We start from the raw sequence: 17324 nt of genomic DNA, 5'->3' as shown, positions 1-17324 counted from the left end.
CCCATTAGTCAGTAAAATGACTCGGGGGGCACCCTTTTTTCATGTAAGCTTTCTATCGAACGTTGTGGGATATATGCGAAATTCACTCGCTTTCCGCAGGCAATCCATGAGCCTTCTCGCTTACCCCCGCAAAAAGGTCTCACCTGACTCAGCTTTTACTAGCAGGAGGCTCGCTTAATTCCCAATTATCACAGTGTAAAAGCATCGTCTTTTCCATAATGATGTAAGCGCACCTTAATACTGTGTTTGTTTCCGAAAGAAGGAATCCGACGAGAAAATAATTTTTTTATTTGGTCGGTTTTTCTTGATTAAAAGGTCTTTTTTTGTATGAAAATCAATCGTTTCCTAATCAGCAATTGGAATTTCTGGCTTGTCCTTTTTGTATAAGCCAGTCTTTTTAATCCAGTTGAGGCAATGCGTTGATAATTTCGGCAAAGGGTTGATCGACTTTGGCTTCGAAAAAGGAGGCAAATGGACATAAAGTTGTTTCCATTCGTTTCAATACCCAATCGATCGTGCATTGGCTTGGTGTGAATTGATCGAGTTCTTCCCAGTATAAAGGACAAGCGACAAGACCTTTCTCGTTTCCTCTGGCTGAATAAGGTGCAATGATTGTTTTTCCTTGTCGATATTGAACGTAATCGATGTACAAGCGTCTGCCTCTTTTTTTCTTTAAACGTTCGATTGTGAACATTTCCGGTTTTTTCGATACGAGGTAGCGGGCAATTAGTTCCGTAAACGATCCCGTTTCGGCAAATGTAAATGTCTCCGGAAGCGGTATATATACTTGCAGACCTTTATTTCCTGAAAATTTGACAAACGTTTTCAAGTTTAGTTGATCAAAAATTTCTTTCATATCTTTTGCAGCCTGAACGGCCAATGAAAACTCTTTTGGACTAGGAGGGTCCAGATCAAAAACAATTTCGCTGACATAGGAGGAATGGATGGAATGAAAGGGGACATGAAATTCAATGGCCAATTGATTGCCGAGCCAAATCAGTGTTTCCAGGGAATTGCAAACAATATAATTGATTCCGTCCATTTTCTTCGTTTCGACAAAATCCGGTGCATAGTCCGGGCAGTTTTTTTGAAAAAAAGCTTCGTCCTCTACTCCATGTGGATATCGGATCACCGTTAATGCTCTATCCTTTAAGAAAGGGAGCATTCTTGGAGCCGTTTTCCGCAAGTAGGAAAGGTAATCGAGTTTTGTATAACCGCAAGCAGGCCATATGGGTTTTAATGGGTGGGTGATCTCCACTTGCTCAGGAATATGGAGGCTATCAAGGCGAAATTGTTCCCATGTACATTCCTCAGGTGTGGTGGAAAATAAAAATTGATGAAAATAAGGTTCTCTCAAGCCCTCTTTTTGCCACTCTAAATAAAATAACTCTACACAAATCCCTGGCTTTATATAATATACGTCTTCTTTTTTTTCAAAAGCATTTTGACGAATAATTTGATTTAAGGCTTCTTTTTCTTTTTTCGGAATTCCCGCTTGAAAAAGGCCGATAGGAAAAATGTTTTTATCCTTGTAAACAGCTATATTATAGTAGCCGTTCGCTTCATGAAAAGCCGTCACGAAGCAACGGGCTTTCTTCCAGTTTTTGATTTTGATCCAGTTTCCGGACCTTTTTCCTTCCCATATAGAATCCTGTTTTTTTGCTACAATTCCTTCTCCAAAATGGAGAGATACAAAATCTTTTAAGGTCGACAATTCACGGAATGATGGTATCATTTGAATTCTCGATTCGGCAGAAGGTTTCGGAGACAAGCTCCAACCGAAAGATTCGAATACTCGATAAAGTTGTTCTTTCCGTTTTTCAAAAGGTTGGCTTTTTATGGATTGTCCTTTTATTTCCAATAGATCAAAAACGAGATATGTACAAGGGAAAAAGGATGCTTTTTCCGCTATTTTAGAAGGGGACCGCATTCGACCTCTTATTTGCACGACAGAAAAATTGGATTTACCCTCCGATTGTAATGCGGCCAATTCCCCATCGAACACGAGTGGCAAAAATGAAGAAGCCTTTTTTTGAAACGGCTTCAAAAAATTTTTGATTTCAGGAAATAAGGGCAAAATATTTTGGCCGTTACGACTGAGAAGCTGAACGGTTTCTTTCGTCCATATTAATTGGGCGCGAAAGCCATCATATTTTGTTTCAAAAAGCCAGTTGCCTTTTTCGGGAAAAGTCATTTTTAGTTCAGGCATCATGAATTGCATGTGGTTTGCCCCTTTCTTGTCTATTTGTATCTTTTGAACGGCCGTTGTTTTTATACATAGCAAAAGTTAAAATGTATAACGTTTAAACAGCGGCGAAAAATAATAAAAAACGAAAAGAGGGTTTGTATGCATACAATTTGGAAAGGGAGCATCAGCTTCGGACTCGTGAATATCCCGATTAAATTGCACGCCGCGACTGAAGATAAAGATATTTCGTTAAGATCTTTGCATAAGGTGTGTCATACTCCAATCAAATATGAAAAAGTTTGTCCAGTCTGTGAAACGGAATTGAAACCAGAGGATATTGTCAAAGGATATGAAGTGGCCAAAGGAAAATTTGTCGTGTTAGAAAATCATGAACTGGAAGAATTAAAAAAGCAAACGGAGGAAAAAGCCGTTGAAATTATTGATTTCATCCAACTAAGTGACATAGATCCCATTTATTTTAATAAAAGTTATTATATGTCTCCCAATGAAGGGGGAGCAAAAGCGTATACGCTGCTTCGAAAAGCTCTTTTGGAATCAGAAAAAGCGGGGCTGGCTAAAATTGTGATGCGTTCTAAAGAACAATTGGCCGTCATTAGAGTTTATAATCATACATTGCTCATGGAGACGATCCACTATCCAGATGAAGTTCGAAATGCGGAGGAAGTTCCGAACGTTCCGGTCAAAGACAACATTACAAAAAAAGAGCTTGATACCGCTCTTTTACTGATTGATCAGTTGACAACTCCATTTGAGCCGGAAAAGTATGAAGACGAGTATCGCAACCGTTTGATGGAATTGATCGAATCAAAGCGGACAGGAGAAGACTTTGTTACACCAACTACTAAAGAACCAAGAGGGAATGTCACCGACTTGATGGCCGCGCTTCAAGCGTCGATCGACCGGACGAAACCGAAGACAGCTACGCCAAAACGGAAAAGAGCGGCGGCGAAAAAGAAAGCGTAGCTAGTCGTATAAATATGGGGGAACGTAAAGATGAATCAAAGAGAGAGAAACCGATCAGCGGCTTATTTTATTACCATAACCGTTTTGTTTCTCTTTTCCGTTTGGACATTTATTGAAATTGTGGACGAACTGAAAAGACATAAAATCGAACATTTTGATACGGCTATTATCACCTTTGTGCAATCGTGGATTTCGCCTGATTTAACGGCTTTTATGAAAGGTATCACATTTTTTGGATCGGCCAAATGGATTACAACATGCGTTATCGTGGTCAGCTTGTTGTTATGGCTGAAAAAAGAAAGGCTTTACGCTTTGTTTTTCGCTCTAACCGTTTCATTAGGGACTGCATTTAACCATATATTAAAACAAATATTTGAAAGAAAACGACCAGATATTCAGCCGTTGATTCATGAAAGTGGATTTAGCTTCCCAAGCGGCCATTCCATGGCTTCTTTTGTGATGTACGGGGCGCTTGCTTTTTTGCTGTTTGAACTTTTGGAGCATAGACCTGCGAAACGGTTTGGAGCGGTTATGGCCTTCTTGTTTATTCTGCTGGTCGGACTAAGCAGAATTTATTTAGGCGTCCATTATCCTAGCGATGTAATTGGAGGATATGCAGCCGCTGCCATTTGGCTGATCTTTTCTTTGTTTATTTTTCATTTAGTAGAATTTATCGTAAAGAAAAAATTTCATAAAAGGCCTTCGGATCGTGAGTAATGGAAAGGTGGAGCATGATTGGAAAGTGAAAGTATGAGTAAAATTATTGTGGGCAAAATTTAACCCCCTCATTTGTTGAGGGAACGTTAGAACGCTCAACAAATGAGGGGGCCACCAAGCGAAAGCGCGGTAGTTAATAAGCAAATAACATGAAAAAGAGGGTTACTCCTTGGTAGAATCTTAGTCAACCAAAACTAAATCACAAACAAAGGAGTAACCCCTCATGCAAAAGAATAACACAGTATATCCAAATTTAAAACAGATTGAGCAATTAGTTTGGAGGCAATTACAGGAAACCTTCTCAAAGGTCATGAAAACACTATTAGAGGACATGGACAAGCAGATTGCTGAAGAACGAAATAAAAAGCGTTATCGTCTACTCGATAAGCGTATCACCACTATTATCAGTCTTTTTGGAGAAATAAAGGTGAAACGGAACTACTACCGAGACAGGGAGAAAGGTGAATATGTCTATCTGCTTGATCGCTCTTTGGAATTCGAAGGGACCGGCTCCTTTAGTCCGCTGATAGAAGAAGCGGCTCTAGAGCTTGCCATTACAGGGCCATCCTATCGAAAGGCAGAACACACGCTTGAAACACTTTTAGGATACCGAGTGATTAGTCACGAAGCTATACGTCAACACCTGTTACAGATTGAAAGTATCCCAAAAGAGCGACAGCCTGTAAACTATCCTGTCCTATTCGTGGAAGTGGACGGCCTATATGTGAAACGTCAAGGAAAAGGAAAACGGGGCAAGGAAGAAAAAATTGCAGCGGTTCATCAGGGCTGGGAAATCAACGGAAAACGAGTAAGTTTGAAAGACAAACGCCATTTTATTCACCGTGGGAACCAGCCATTTTGGGAGGCGTTTGAGGATTTTCTCATTGAAAACTTCGAGTATGACCCAACTGTCCATAAGCTAGTAATAAACGGGGATGGTGCCGGATGGATTACAGCCTGTCGAGACCATTTTAAAGGCAGGGCATTCTTTTCAATTGACCGTTTCCACGTGGCAAGGGATATTCGCAGCTTATTCCGTAAGCATCCTCGCTATCGCCAAATGCAAAAGGCACTAGCGTCCTATGACAGTCAGAAACTACTTACGGAATTAAACAGTGCTGTTGGAACACTAGAGACAGAGGATCAGGAAGAACGTCTTGACCAATTGATTCGTCAACTAGAAAAATATCCTGAAGCCCTCGGGGATTACCGGAAGTGGCTCCAAGAACAAGGTATTGACACCAAAGGAATGCGTCCAATGGGAAGTGCCGAGGGAACGATGAGTGTCTTCGCAAAAAGGCTCAAAAATGGACGTAGCTGGGTAGAAAAAGGCGTAAGTGCCATGATTACTGGATTGGTGGCTTTCCTAGACAATCTGGCATTGAAAACATTATTTGGGAAAGTCGAAAGATGGACAGAAACCAAGGAGGAAAAGAATCCACCAAAACATTACGTAGAAAAGGTGACAAGTACAATTGGTGAAGTCACAAGAGACAATCTCCTATACCTAAAAGGTAAGGCAAATATTCCAGTGTACAAGACTTTAAAGGAGTTGGCCGGATTTTAAAAAAGACAAATTTTTTATCAAGAGAGTACCCTAAAATGGTGAATCCGCTTTCATTGTTAGGGAGAAAAAAACTGCCCACAAATACTTGACTCAATCAAAGTGAAAGCTAATCTTACATTTTGCTAGATAATATGATATAGTGATGATAGAATTGAATATATTTTCATTTACACTGGGGGAGCCAAAAATTGGTTTGGCTGAGAGTAAGGCCCGTAAAGCCTTTAACCCTTTAAACCTGATCTGGGTGATGCCAGCGTAGGGAAGTGCTTCTTTTGACGAAAACTTATTGATGTTGTTTTCGTTATTTGAAAAATAAAACCCGGACCCCAGTGTTTTGCGCTGGGGTTTTTTGCTGGCTTGTAAAAACGATTGTGAATGTACTGGAGGCGTTCAAATTGAAAACTGCATTAACCATTGCCGGCTCTGATTCAGGTGGAGGAGCAGGAATTCAAGCCGATCTTAAAACGTTTTCCGCACTTGGAGTATACGGCATGTCGGTCATTACGGCTGTGACGGCACAAAATACGAAGGAAGTTCGATCGGTTCAAAATATAGATGTAGAAGTGATTCAAGATCAAATAGAAGCGGTTTTGGATGATTTGCCGGTAGATGGGATCAAAATTGGGATGTTGTCTACAGAGGAGATTATCAAAACCGTCTCTAAATGCCTGAAAGAGGTTCGCAATATACCGATTGTATTAGATCCGGTGATGATATCCAAAAGCGGACATCCTTTATTAAGAGACGATGCTGTCTCCGCGTTAATTCAATATTTGCTCCCGCTCAGCTATATCATCACACCCAATCTTCCAGAAGCAGAAGTATTGGCGAATATGAAAATTACGGATCAAGACGACATGGTGAAAGCGGCCGAAATCATTCTGGAGAAAGGTCCAAAGTATGTTTTGGTGAAAGGCGGGCACTTGGAAGGAGAAGCAGCTGACCTTTTCTATGATGGTGAACAATATCGATGGATAAAAGGAGAACGGATTCAAACGAAAAACACCCATGGGACAGGCTGTACATTGTCATCTGCGATATGCGCTTTCTTGGCTCGAGGTGAACAGCCTTTTACGGCAGTTGAAAAGGCCAAAGATTATATTACGACCGCCATTCGCCACAGCCTGGAAATAGGCGGGGGGCACGGACCAACCCACCATTTTTATGATTTATATCAAAAAGCTGGATTATTATAGAACTCTGCAGAGGAGAAGTGATGGACGATGAAAGAAGAAATCGCAGCATTAATGGAGCAAGTTCGATCGAAAAATCCGCTTGTTCACCATATTACGAATACCGTCACGATCAATGATTGTGCGAATGTGACGCTGGCCATTGGCGGATCACCTGTTATGGCCGATTCCCCAGAGGAAGCGGCTTCTATGGTTAAGCTTGCTCAGGCGTTGGTGATCAATATGGGAACGTTGACAGAATCTACTTTTACCGCCATGGTGCGTGCATCACAAGAAGCCAATCGTCGGCAAATTCCCGTTGTATTAGATCCGGTTGGAGTCGGAGCGACGTCGTTTCGCAATGAAAAAGCAAAAGAATTTTTGCAAACAGTCGATCCGCAAATTGTCCGCGGGAATGCGAGCGAAATTTCCTCATTGATAGGCGAAGAAGCGCAGACAAGGGGAGTCGATGCCGGGAACGTTAACGAAGATCTTGCTCTCTTAGCTTCACGGGCGGCAAAGCTGTTAAAGGCAGTAGTTGTCGTCAGCGGTCCAGTGGATTACATCTCAGACGGAAATCGGACAATTGGGATTCAAAATGGTCATCCGATTTTAACAAAGGTGACGGGAACGGGCTGTATGGCTACTTCTTTAATCGGAAATTTTGCCGGAGCAACGAACGACTACTTTTACGCGGCGATTGCCGGGATTTCAGTGATGGGAATCGCAGGAGAGTTGGCATACCGCTCTTTTGGCGAATCACCGGTGGGTACTGGAAGCTTTCATATTCGCTTAATCGATGAAGTTTCTTTTATGAACAGTCGTACTTGGCAGAAAGAAGTGAACTTTGTTGAAGTTTAATGTCAAACAGGCGCTTTCTTTATATCTGGTGACCAGTGAATCAATGGAATTGGAGGAATTATTGAATAAAGTTGAAGCGGCCATTCAAGGCGGTGTGACGATGGTGCAGCTGCGAGAAAAACAATCGTCAGGCAAGCTTTTTTTGAAAAAGGCGCTTGCCTTGAAGTCGCTGACAGAAAAATATGAGATTTCGCTTGTTATCAATGACAGGGTCGATATTGCGCTGGCTGCGGGAGCGGATGGTGTTCATGTCGGACAAAGCGATCTGCCGGCAGCCTATGTGAAAAAAATCGTTCCGCCTTCCATGTTCGTAGGGGTTTCTTGCAGCACCGTAGAGGAAGCAAAAGAAGCCGAAAAACAAGGAGCCGATTATTTAGGAGTAGGTGCTGTTTTTCCGACGAATAGCAAAAAAGACGCGGAACGGTTGGAAAAGGGAATGCTGGAATCCATAGTGGAGAGTGTGAACATCCCCGTTGTTGCCATTGGCGGAATAAACCTGGAGAATGTTCAGCAGTTAAGCCATACAGGTATCGACGGTATCGCTGTTGTTTCAGCTATTCTATCCAGCAACAATCCAAAATTGGCAGCAGAAATGCTAAAAAGTGCACGCCTAAAAGGATAAACTGGCAGTTGAATAGGTGAAAAACCCGTGCAGAAAACGAATGGCACGGGTTTTTCTATGTGCATTTGGCCTAATGCAGTCCGTTAACAAGAATAGAGAAACGACTCTTGAATTCTTTTAAATTTTTGTTAACAAAATTGATTGTATCCGCCCCTTTGATTTCATTAGTCAATGGACCGATTTTTAAGGGGGTGGATTTTTTCGTGACTTAACATAGGTCATTATCTGAAGTTTTTAACAATAGATAGGAAGGTTCTGCAAAATTTCGTTCACTCAATGATTGCCAACTGCTATCACTATATATAAATGTTACATGTATAGGTTGAAACTCCTATTTTTTTATAGAGTAGTAATTAAATTTAAGTCTTGTTTGAAATAAGATGGACAGTATGCTTTCAATTATTTAAATTTTGCATCGGGATCAAAAATCGTTTCTCTTTCCACTTTGCATATTCTAGTAGTGAAACGTTTATACCATTCTGTTTTCCCTTTTTCTTGAGCTATTTGATGGCGAACGTTTTCTTTCCAGTTTTGGATAGAATCCAACGAATCCCAATAGGAAACAGTAATGCCTAATCCGTCCTCGCCTCTTACACTCTCTGCTCCTAAAAACCCTTTTTGTTTCGAAACTAATTCCAACATTTCATCAGCCATTTCGTCATATCCTCTGTCGACCTCAGTTCTTTCCGAAGTGAAAATGACAGCGTAGTAGGGGGTTTTTGATGTTTTAAAAAGATTCATTTTGTTTCCTCCTAGTATTCTGCTATTCTTTTTATCATTTTATCTGAAATGACGGAACATTGTGAGATAAAAATAAAAAACAATGAACACTCATCAAAAAACATGGAAAAGGGTGACATTGCAATTTTCCTAAGAATGATTATCATTATAAAAAGGTGGAGTCAGGCATAATCTCTTTTCGATGAAAAGATTGATGGGAAAAAGTCATGTCTTTGCAGTTTCCCAATCTATTTAATAGAAAGTGGTGTGGTGTTGAAGAGAATTTTATTAAAGAGAGCATTCTTTCATTTGAAAAGAATTTTCAATTTGTAAATTAATGGGTGTTCAGACGGGTTTGTTCAGATTTTAATATGGGACTTTTGAATCGTTCGTTATTCTGAGCTGTTTAAATTTTTTTCAAGAACACGGAAAGATGATGAAAGCGTTTAATATATCTATTTTACGCCTTAAATCGGGTTTTTAAATGAGAAAAATTTTCTTTTTTTGAAGCTTGTCAAGAAGTGTTACAAAATAGTGAACTTGAAAAATAAATGAACAATTTTGGCGTACTTTATATTATATTGATATTGTAAATAATATTTATTGTCGTCTCTTGGGATGTTCTTCAGACGTAAAATTGACAATTTCATAATTTGGGAGGAGTTGAGACACACATGATTCAAAAATGGCTGAAATGGCTGAAAGTCCTTCCAGCGGCGATTTTTGCTGTGATGACGCTGGCCGGTTGTGAAAACTATGTAGTTCTCCAGCCGAAAGGACCTGTAGCCAAAACAGAGTATGACTTGATTGTATTTACTTCTTTAGTCTGCTTAGGAATTATCCTTGTTGTCTTTGCGTTGCTTTTCTACATTATATGGCGTTACCGCGACAAACCGGATAACAAAGCACCTTATCAACCGGAATGGGACGACAACAAAACGCTAGAAATAGTTTGGTGGTCTATTCCAATTGTGATCTGTTTGATTTTAGGTTACAGCACCTACAAAACAACATTTGCACTGGCAAAGGGTACTGATTTACACGATTCTAATAAGCAGCCAGTGACGATTCAAGCTACGTCATTGGATTGGAAATGGCTGTTTACTTATCCAGACGACAAAGTGGCCTCTGTCAATGAAGTCGTGATTCCTGCCGGAGTCCCTGTCAAATTTGAACTGACAAGCGATGCACCGATGAATTCTTTCTGGGTCCCGTCGCTTGGAGGACAGATCTACACGATGCCGGGAATGTCAATGGGACTATATTTAAAGGCAGACAAACCGGGCGTTTATTATGGTTCCGGAGCGAACTTTTCCGGTGAAGGATTTGCTCATATGAAGTTTAAAGTAATTGCAAAACCGGAAAATGAATATAAACAATGGGTAGCTCAAGTGAAAAAATCATCCCCGGCTTTAACGGAAAAAGGTTATGAAACACTTTCAAAACCGGGATTGACGGATAAAGCTTTTTATTCTTCTTACCCGAACGGTTTATTCGAAAAAATTGTGAAGAAAAATGGCGGAGATTTCTACAAAATGCACCATATGGATACTTATAAAACACACCCGGATTTTGGAAAAGATTCCGAGAAGGATGAAAATGGTGGCTCCGACATGAATATGGATATGTCTCATTAACCATTGATGACTTTTCGATGATTCTGATCGCCTTTTAGAAGGAAAAGGAGGAAACGATATGTGGGAGAAAATCAAAGATTTCTCTTCCGGGTTCTTCGTAACGGGAGAACCGATGATATACGGGGCAGACGTTGCGATCGTATTAGTGTCATTGGCCATCGTTTATGTGCTGACCCGTTATAAAAAATGGGGTTGGCTTTGGCGTGAATGGCTGACAACTGTAGATCATAAAAAAATTGGGATCATGTATATTATCGCTTCCCTCTTAATGCTTTTCCGAGGAGGAGTCGATGCTTTATTAATGCGTACGCAGTTGGCGATGCCAGGTCTGCATTTTCTTGATTCAAACCACTATAATGAAATTTTCACGACGCACGGAACGATTATGATTTTATTTATGGCGATGCCGTTGATGTTCGGATTGTTTAACATCGCCGTTCCGTTACAAATCGGTGCTCGTGATGTTGCGTATCCGTTTTTAAATGCAGTAAGCTTTTGGATGTTTTTCTTTGGAGCACTGCTGTTCAACTTATCGTTTGTTATCGGAGGTTCGCCGAACGCCGGTTGGCTAAGTTATCCTCCACTTTCTGAAATTCCTTACAGCAGCGGTCCAGGTCAAAACTTCTATGTTTGGGGTATCAATATTTCAGGTATCGGAAGTACAGCAACTGGAATTAACTTCTTAGTCACCATTTTGAAAATGAGAGCAAAAGGCATGAAGCTTATGAAAATGCCGCTCTTTACTTGGTCGGTGCTTGCTTCCTGTATTTTAATTATTTTTTCGTTCCCGGTATTTACGGCTACGTTGGCCATGTTGTATATTGACCGCTTCCTTGACGGACATTTCTTTACGATGACCGGTGCTGGAAACCCGATGATGTATATCAATCTCATTTGGATGTGGGGACATCCTGAAGTTTATATCGTTGTGTTGCCGGCATTTGGTATTTTCTCAGAAGTGGTTGCAACTTTCACCAAAAAGAAAATTTTTGGATATAAATCAATGGTCTTTTCATTAATTCTGATCAGCGTCATTTCTTATTTCACATGGGCTCACCACTTCTTTACAATGGGTGCAGGGGCCGATGTAAATACGTTCTTTGCTATTGCGACGATGGCGATTGCCATACCGACAGGGGTTAAAATATTTAACTGGCTGTTTACGATGTATAAAGGTCGCATCGAGTTTAGCCAACCAATGTTGTGGACAATCGGCTTTATCGTGTGCTTCGTTATTGGTGGAGCCACTGGGGTTATGCTATCCATTGCTCCAGCTGATTACCAATACCATAACAGCTACTTCTTAATTGCCCACTTCCACAACACGTTGATCGGTGGAGTTGTGTTCGGTTATTTAGCTGGACTGATTTATTGGTGGCCGAAGATGTTCGGTTTTAAATTGAATGACCGCTTAGGCAAATGGGCCTTCTGGTTCTGGAATATCGGATTCTATGTATGTTTCTTGCCGCAATATGCACTTGGATTTATGGGAATGACCCGTCGTCTTTACACATACGGCTGGGACCGCGGCTGGGCATCTTTAAACTTCGTTTCGACCATCGGTGCATTCTTGATGGGTATCGGATTTATTTTCCAAGCCGTGCAAATTATTTACAGCATCAAACATGGCGAAAAAGATACAACTGGAGATCCATGGAACGGACGTACGTTGGAATGGTCTATTCCTTCACCGGCTCCGCATTATAATTTCGCAGTCGTTCCATATGCACCTGAACAAGATGCATGGTGGGAAATGAAGAAAAAAATGCAGGATCCGGATTACAAAAAAGAAAAAGTAGAATTAGAACCGATTCACATGCCAAAAAATACTGGAATTCCGTTTATAATGTCTTTCTTCTGGTTTATAGCCGGCTTTGGATTTACCTTTGAATGGGTTTGGATGATCGTTGTCGGCTTAATTGGAGTAGCCGCTACGATGTTCGCACGTTCCTTCCAATACGATGATGATTACTATATACCGGTCGAAGAAATTAAAGAAACGGAATCCGCCATGGGGAGGGTGGTATGATGTCCGCGATTACATCCCAACATGATCATCATGTGGAAGAGCTGGAATCCATGAAAGTAATGGGATTCTGGATCTTCCTCGTGACGGACTGTTTAATTTTCGGTACGTTGTTTGCAACGTATGCCGTATTAGTTAACCATATAGCCAATGGTCCAAGCGGAAAAGAAATATTTGAACTTTCCGGAGTAACATGGGAAACGTTCATTCTATTAACAAGCAGTTTTACAAGCGGTTTGGCTATGCTTGCCATGCATAAAGGAAATAAGAAACAAATCATTAACTGGCTGATTGTCACTATTTTGTTAGGAATGTCTTTCGTCGGATTGGAAGTGCGGGAATTTGCTCATATGGTAGATGAAGGGGCAAGCATTTCTACGAGTGCATTTTTAACTGCCTTTTTCACATTAGTCGGTACACATGGATTGCACGTATCCTTAGGGATCTTGTGGATGATAGGATTGATCATTCAACTTTTCCAACGCGGTTTGAATGTGAAAACGAAACGGAAACTGACGGTGATCGGTCTTTATTGGCACTTTCTTGATGTCGTTTGGATCTTCATTTTCACGATTGTGTATTTAATGGGGGTGATGTAACATGGAAAATCACGGCTCACTCAAATCTTATGTGACAGGGTTTATTTTATCGATTATCTTAACCATCATCCCGTTGTTATTAGTGACGAATCATGCATTCAGCAAAGGGGCGCTTGTCGCCGCTATCATTACGATGGCTGTTCTGCAATTTGTCATCCAGTTAGTTTTCTTTATGCATATCCGCGAGTCTGAGAAACCGCGATATAATGTTTTTGCACTTGCGCTGGGCATTGTTTTTGTCATTACCATTGTAATAGGTTCTATATGGATTATGACATTTAACAGTGTCGTACAATAAAAATAGAACGTAAAAAAAGGGTCTAGTCCTCCAACAACCTGCCATTATTTCAAGTGGATAATGATGGTTCGGAGGGCTGGACCCTATTTTGTTGGCGATGGACAGCTTATCTACTTGTCATGAATAGCTGTAACACTTTTCTTTAAAGATTCTCATCATCTGTTTTATTTTCAATTTTTTTGTGATAAACTTCAACTGGATTGTTACTTTAGCAGGATCGAATTTGATGGATATGAGGAGAGAGATATGAAAGAGAATGGCCATTCCACATTGGAAATTATTGAAGTATGTTTACTGGCGGGAAAAATTATGCTAAGAAGCGGAGCTGAAACGTATCGTGTAGAAGATACGATGTCTCGCATCGCTGCTTCATGTGGAATTCAAAACGCTCATTGTTTTGTTGCGCCAACAGCCATTATTTTTTCCATGGATGGAATGGAACCGACCAAACTTGTCCGTATTTCGGAGCGTTCAACGGATCTCCATAAAATAGCTTTAGTGAACAATGTATCAAGAAACATAAGTGCCGGGAAATTAACGATTCGAGAAGCTTATGCACTATTAAAAGAAATGGATCAAAACGACTTTACATTTCCTCTATGGGAACAAATTCTGGCGGCCGCGATTTCAAGTGGCTGCTTTTTAATCATGTTTCAAGGAAAATGGAACGATTTTCTAGCTGCTTGCATTGCCGGTGCCGTCGGGTTTTTGTTTCTTGTGTACGTTCATCGATTTATTCAAATCAAGTTTTTTGCCGAATTTTTAGCGTCTCTCATGATTGGTCTCAGTTCTGCTTTTTTTGTCAAAATAGGAATTGGACACCAATTGGATAAGATCATTATTGGTTCGGTGATGCCGCTTGTTCCCGGATTAGCCATTACCAATGCATTGAGAGATTTAATGGCAGGACACCTTGTTTCAGGATTATCAAGGGGAGCGGAAGCCTTTTTAACAGCGTTTGCGATCGGAACCGGAATAGCGGTTGTGTTTACGTTTTTATAAAAATACATACCAAAGACAAAGGCTCGAAGATTTTAACGAGAAGAAGTGGCTTCATAAATAAGGGGGAAAAGAGATGCTGGAGCAAATGGTTACGAGTTTTATTGCCTCCGCCGGTTTTGGAATTATATTCAATGCGCCTAAAAGCTCCTTGTTTCAGTGCGGCTTGGTAGGGATGATCGGCTGGATTATTTACTTTTGGTTAGTAGAAATGCAGTATGATAGCGTGTTTGCTTCTTGTGTCGCATCCATATTTGTCGGGGTGATCAGCTACATTTGTGCCAAAATGTATAAAACACCGGTCATTATTTTCACTGTCGGAGGAATCATCCCTTTAGTACCGGGAGGGTTGGCCTATGATGCGATGAGGCATTTCGTGCAGAATGACTATAATATCGCTCTCCAATTGGCGGCAAAAGTCTTTTTGATTTCAGGTGCCATCGCCATGGGTCTCGTATTTGCGGAAGTTGTCAACCTGATTATCCGGAAATTCCTTAGTGTTAAGCAAAAAGCAAGATGGCGTGTTTTATACAATAAGGACACGAATATCGAAAGCTGAAAGCTATAGAATGAAAAATTTCCGTAAAAAGAAAACCGTGAATGTAAGATTTTGCTATTTTATTGTTCCATCTGGAGCGTTGGACAAATGTCCCTCCTTTTTTTACTTGATCTAATGAATGGCGGATTTATAATGAAAATTCTTTTTTTACTTTTTTCAATGAGGTCCATCATTTCCGGATCATCATATATCGACCCATAAAGTCTTGATTTCATTTATTCACGTCTTTTACGAGACGTGATTTTTTTATATCCTTTAAGTCAATTTGAATATTCGAACCATTTTCCTCTTTAAAAGACTTACAAAGTAATCCTCCATCGGTCAATCCATACAAATGCTTTCAATGTCTTATACAATTTGTTGCTGACAAATTGAATTTTCCGTCCAAATCTAACTAAAATGGCAAAGCGTATGACTGATAAAACCAAAATTTTTGCATGAGTTGATAAAGCGAAGATTCCATTCATATAAATGAATGACAGGCATAAACCATGCAAAATAGAAAAGAGCCCTTAAGATCAGCGGAGATGGATGAGTAGGTCTTTAAAAAACAGCAATAGCCGTTTTACTTTCATTATCTTTGATGAATTTCAAGCAAATACGTCCGTTTGTATACTACGTGCCATTCCGTGAAGAAGGGCATATGCAGAGTTTCAATAAGAAAGGGGCGGGAAGATGGCAAACATACAGCTTTCAGGCGAAAAAGTCATCAACTATATTAACGGAGAATGGACTTCTTCAAAGAAAGCGAAATTTGTAACTATCGTCAATCCGGCTGACGGTCAACCGATCGGTGAAGTATTGCAGTCTTCAAAAGAAGATGTGGATTTGGCTGTCCAAGCGGCGAAACAAGCCCAAAAAAAATGGTCACGTGTACCGGCTCCGCAACGAGCGCAATATTTGTATCGGGTTGGCGAGTTGTTGAAAGAACGAAAAGAAAAGCTGGCTAGCATCCTCACCCAAGAAATGGGAAAAGTCATTGAGGAAGCTCGCGGTGAGGTCCAAGAAGGAATCGATATGGCCTTTTATATGGCAGGAGAAGGAAGAAGATTGTTTGGGCAAACCACGACATCCGAATTAAATGATAAGTTTGCCATGAGCATCCGTGTTCCGATTGGTGTCGTTGGAATTATCACTCCTTGGAATTTCCCCATTGCTATTGCTACGTGGAAATCGTTCCCTGCCATTGTTGCCGGAAATACGGTCATTTGGAAGCCGGCTACGGAAACGCCGCTAATGGCAAGAGAATTGGTGAAAATCTTGGATGAAGCAGGTTTGCCAAAAGGAGTGATGAATCTTGTTTGCGGTTCTGGTTCCGAAGTCGGATCAGCCATCGTAGAACATCCTGATATCGATGTCATTTCATTTACCGGTTCCAATGAAGTAGGGCGGACGATTGCAGAAAAAGGCGGAAAACTTTTAAAACGTGTTTCGCTTGAAATGGGCGGAAAAAATGCGGTGATTGTCATGGAAGATGCTGACTTGTCGCTGGCAGTGGAAGGAATCATATGGAGCGCCTTTGGTACGAGCGGACAAAGGTGTACAGCGTGCAGCCGGGTGATCGTACATGAAAACGTAAAAGCCGAACTGGAAAAACGTCTGCTTCAAGAAATGAAAAAACTGACGATCGGAAATGGATTAAACGAAGACGTCAAAATAGGGCCTGTTATTAACAAAAGTGCATTAAAGAAAATACATGAGTTTGTAGAAATGGGTCAAAAGGAAGGGGCCGACTTGCTTGCGGGAGGTTATATCGTTAAAGAAAAAAATCTCGACGGCGGAAATTATTATGCCCCTACTTTATTTACGAATGTTCGGCCTGATATGAGAATTGCTCAAGAGGAAATTTTTGGACCGGTGCTTTCCATCATTCCTGTTCGAAGTTTTGAAGAAGCGGTGGAAGTGAATAATAGCGTTGCTTATGGATTATCCAGTTCCATTTATACACGAAATGTCAACCGAGTGTTTGCCGCTCAGCGAGACTTAGATACGGGCATTGTGTACATTAATGCCGGAACGACCGGTGCGGAAATTCATCTGCCATTCGGCGGCACAAAAGGCACCGGCAATGGTCATCGCGATTCCGGTGTGGCAGCATTGGATGTGTTTACGGAATGGAAAAGCGTGTATGTCGATTTTAGCGGAAAATTACAGCGAGCTCAAATCGATGTGGAATCATGATATCGCTTGAAGTGAATTAGGGTGGGAAAAGAACGTTTGTCATTTCCTTTTTTATAAACTGTTCTACCAGTTTTTGAATTATACAAAATGTGAAAAACCTCATTGCAAACCTTTTGGGCCAAGAACTCTACAATTTACGTACCGTAAAACTTTGTGGCAGCTGCAGAGGCAAATTCCATGCTGACAGTTTTTGC

The 17324-nt window shown here is 40.8% G+C and carries 15 protein-coding genes and 1 riboswitch; of the genes, 13 read left to right on the top strand and 2 right to left on the bottom strand.

Translation table 11 applies throughout. The features are described 5' to 3' along the window. Nucleotides 1-397: 397 nt before the first annotated feature. A complete protein-coding gene (locus BSM4216_RS09030; protein WP_048623499.1) occupies nt 398-2221 on the bottom strand; it encodes a DNA ligase D in 1824 nt (607 codons plus the stop codon). A 126-nt stretch (nt 2222-2347) separates the two neighbouring features. Between BSM4216_RS09030 and ku the strand changes: the two genes are divergently transcribed. From ku to thiE, 6 genes are all read left to right on the top strand, one after another. Continuing rightward, a complete protein-coding gene (gene ku, locus BSM4216_RS09025) occupies nt 2348-3172 on the top strand; it encodes a non-homologous end joining protein Ku (RefSeq protein ID WP_048623498.1) in 825 nt (274 codons plus the stop codon). Nucleotides 3173-3202: 30 nt separating this feature from the next. Next, nucleotides 3203-3889, top strand: a complete 687-nt coding sequence (locus BSM4216_RS09020; protein WP_048623497.1) for a phosphatase PAP2 family protein — start codon at nt 3203-3205, stop codon at nt 3887-3889. A 223-nt stretch (nt 3890-4112) separates the two neighbouring features. Then, nucleotides 4113-5456: an ISLre2 family transposase gene (locus BSM4216_RS09015; RefSeq protein WP_048622768.1), complete on the top strand. Its 1344-nt coding sequence runs from the start codon at nt 4113-4115 to the stop codon at nt 5454-5456. Between the two features lie 164 nt (nt 5457-5620). Beyond that, nucleotides 5621-5735: riboswitch (TPP riboswitch) on the top strand. Between the two features lie 116 nt (nt 5736-5851). Further along, nucleotides 5852-6652, top strand: a complete 801-nt coding sequence (gene thiD / locus BSM4216_RS09010; RefSeq protein ID WP_048623496.1) for a bifunctional hydroxymethylpyrimidine kinase/phosphomethylpyrimidine kinase — start codon at nt 5852-5854, stop codon at nt 6650-6652. A gap of 27 nt (nt 6653-6679) precedes the next feature. Continuing rightward, nucleotides 6680-7489 (top strand): hydroxyethylthiazole kinase, encoded by an 810-nt coding sequence (gene thiM, locus BSM4216_RS09005; protein WP_048623495.1) that lies wholly within the window; start codon nt 6680-6682, stop codon nt 7487-7489. Beyond that, the gene (thiE, locus tag BSM4216_RS09000; protein WP_341029801.1) at nt 7476-8111 is read left to right on the top strand and encodes a thiamine phosphate synthase; all 636 of its coding nucleotides are present in this window, start codon (nt 7476-7478) and stop codon (nt 8109-8111) included. The genes thiM and thiE overlap by 14 nt, the downstream gene beginning before the upstream one ends. 399 nt (nt 8112-8510) lie before the next feature. Here the strand turns inward: thiE and BSM4216_RS08995 are convergent, their stop codons facing one another. After that, nucleotides 8511-8852, bottom strand: coding sequence for an antibiotic biosynthesis monooxygenase family protein (locus BSM4216_RS08995; protein WP_048623494.1), 342 nt, complete (start codon nt 8850-8852; stop codon nt 8511-8513). A 653-nt stretch (nt 8853-9505) separates the two neighbouring features. Between BSM4216_RS08995 and coxB the strand changes: the two genes are divergently transcribed. From coxB to BSM4216_RS08960, 7 genes are all read left to right on the top strand, one after another. Beyond that, nucleotides 9506-10468 (top strand): cytochrome c oxidase subunit II, encoded by a 963-nt coding sequence (coxB, locus tag BSM4216_RS08990; RefSeq protein ID WP_048623493.1) that lies wholly within the window; start codon nt 9506-9508, stop codon nt 10466-10468. 58 nt (nt 10469-10526) lie between these two features. Further along, the gene (locus BSM4216_RS08985; protein ID WP_048623492.1) at nt 10527-12497 is read left to right on the top strand and encodes a cbb3-type cytochrome c oxidase subunit I; all 1971 of its coding nucleotides are present in this window, start codon (nt 10527-10529) and stop codon (nt 12495-12497) included. Continuing rightward, on the top strand, nt 12497-13093 hold the full coding sequence (cyoC, locus tag BSM4216_RS08980) for a cytochrome o ubiquinol oxidase subunit III (protein WP_048623491.1): 597 nt from the start codon (nt 12497-12499) through the stop codon (nt 13091-13093). Before BSM4216_RS08985 ends, cyoC begins: the two co-directional genes overlap by 1 nt. A 1-nt stretch (nt 13094) precedes the next feature. After that, the gene (cyoD, locus tag BSM4216_RS08975) at nt 13095-13391 is read left to right on the top strand and encodes a cytochrome o ubiquinol oxidase subunit IV (RefSeq protein WP_004439978.1); all 297 of its coding nucleotides are present in this window, start codon (nt 13095-13097) and stop codon (nt 13389-13391) included. 246 nt (nt 13392-13637) lie between these two features. Further along, nucleotides 13638-14393 (top strand): threonine/serine exporter family protein, encoded by a 756-nt coding sequence (locus BSM4216_RS08970; protein ID WP_048623490.1) that lies wholly within the window; start codon nt 13638-13640, stop codon nt 14391-14393. A 73-nt stretch (nt 14394-14466) separates the two neighbouring features. After that, nucleotides 14467-14949, top strand: a complete 483-nt coding sequence (locus BSM4216_RS08965) for a threonine/serine exporter family protein (protein WP_004439974.1) — start codon at nt 14467-14469, stop codon at nt 14947-14949. A 675-nt stretch (nt 14950-15624) separates the two neighbouring features. Continuing rightward, nucleotides 15625-17130: an aldehyde dehydrogenase family protein gene (locus tag BSM4216_RS08960; protein ID WP_048623489.1), complete on the top strand. Its 1506-nt coding sequence runs from the start codon at nt 15625-15627 to the stop codon at nt 17128-17130. Nucleotides 17131-17324 lie beyond the last annotated feature (194 nt).

Origin of the sequence: Bacillus smithii (assembly GCF_001050115.1) — a bacterium.
Classification (GTDB): domain Bacteria; phylum Bacillota; class Bacilli; order Bacillales; family DSM-4216; genus Bacillus_O; species Bacillus_O smithii.
Note: the sequence above shows the minus strand (reverse complement) of the source record. Positions and strands in the feature narration are given on the sequence as shown.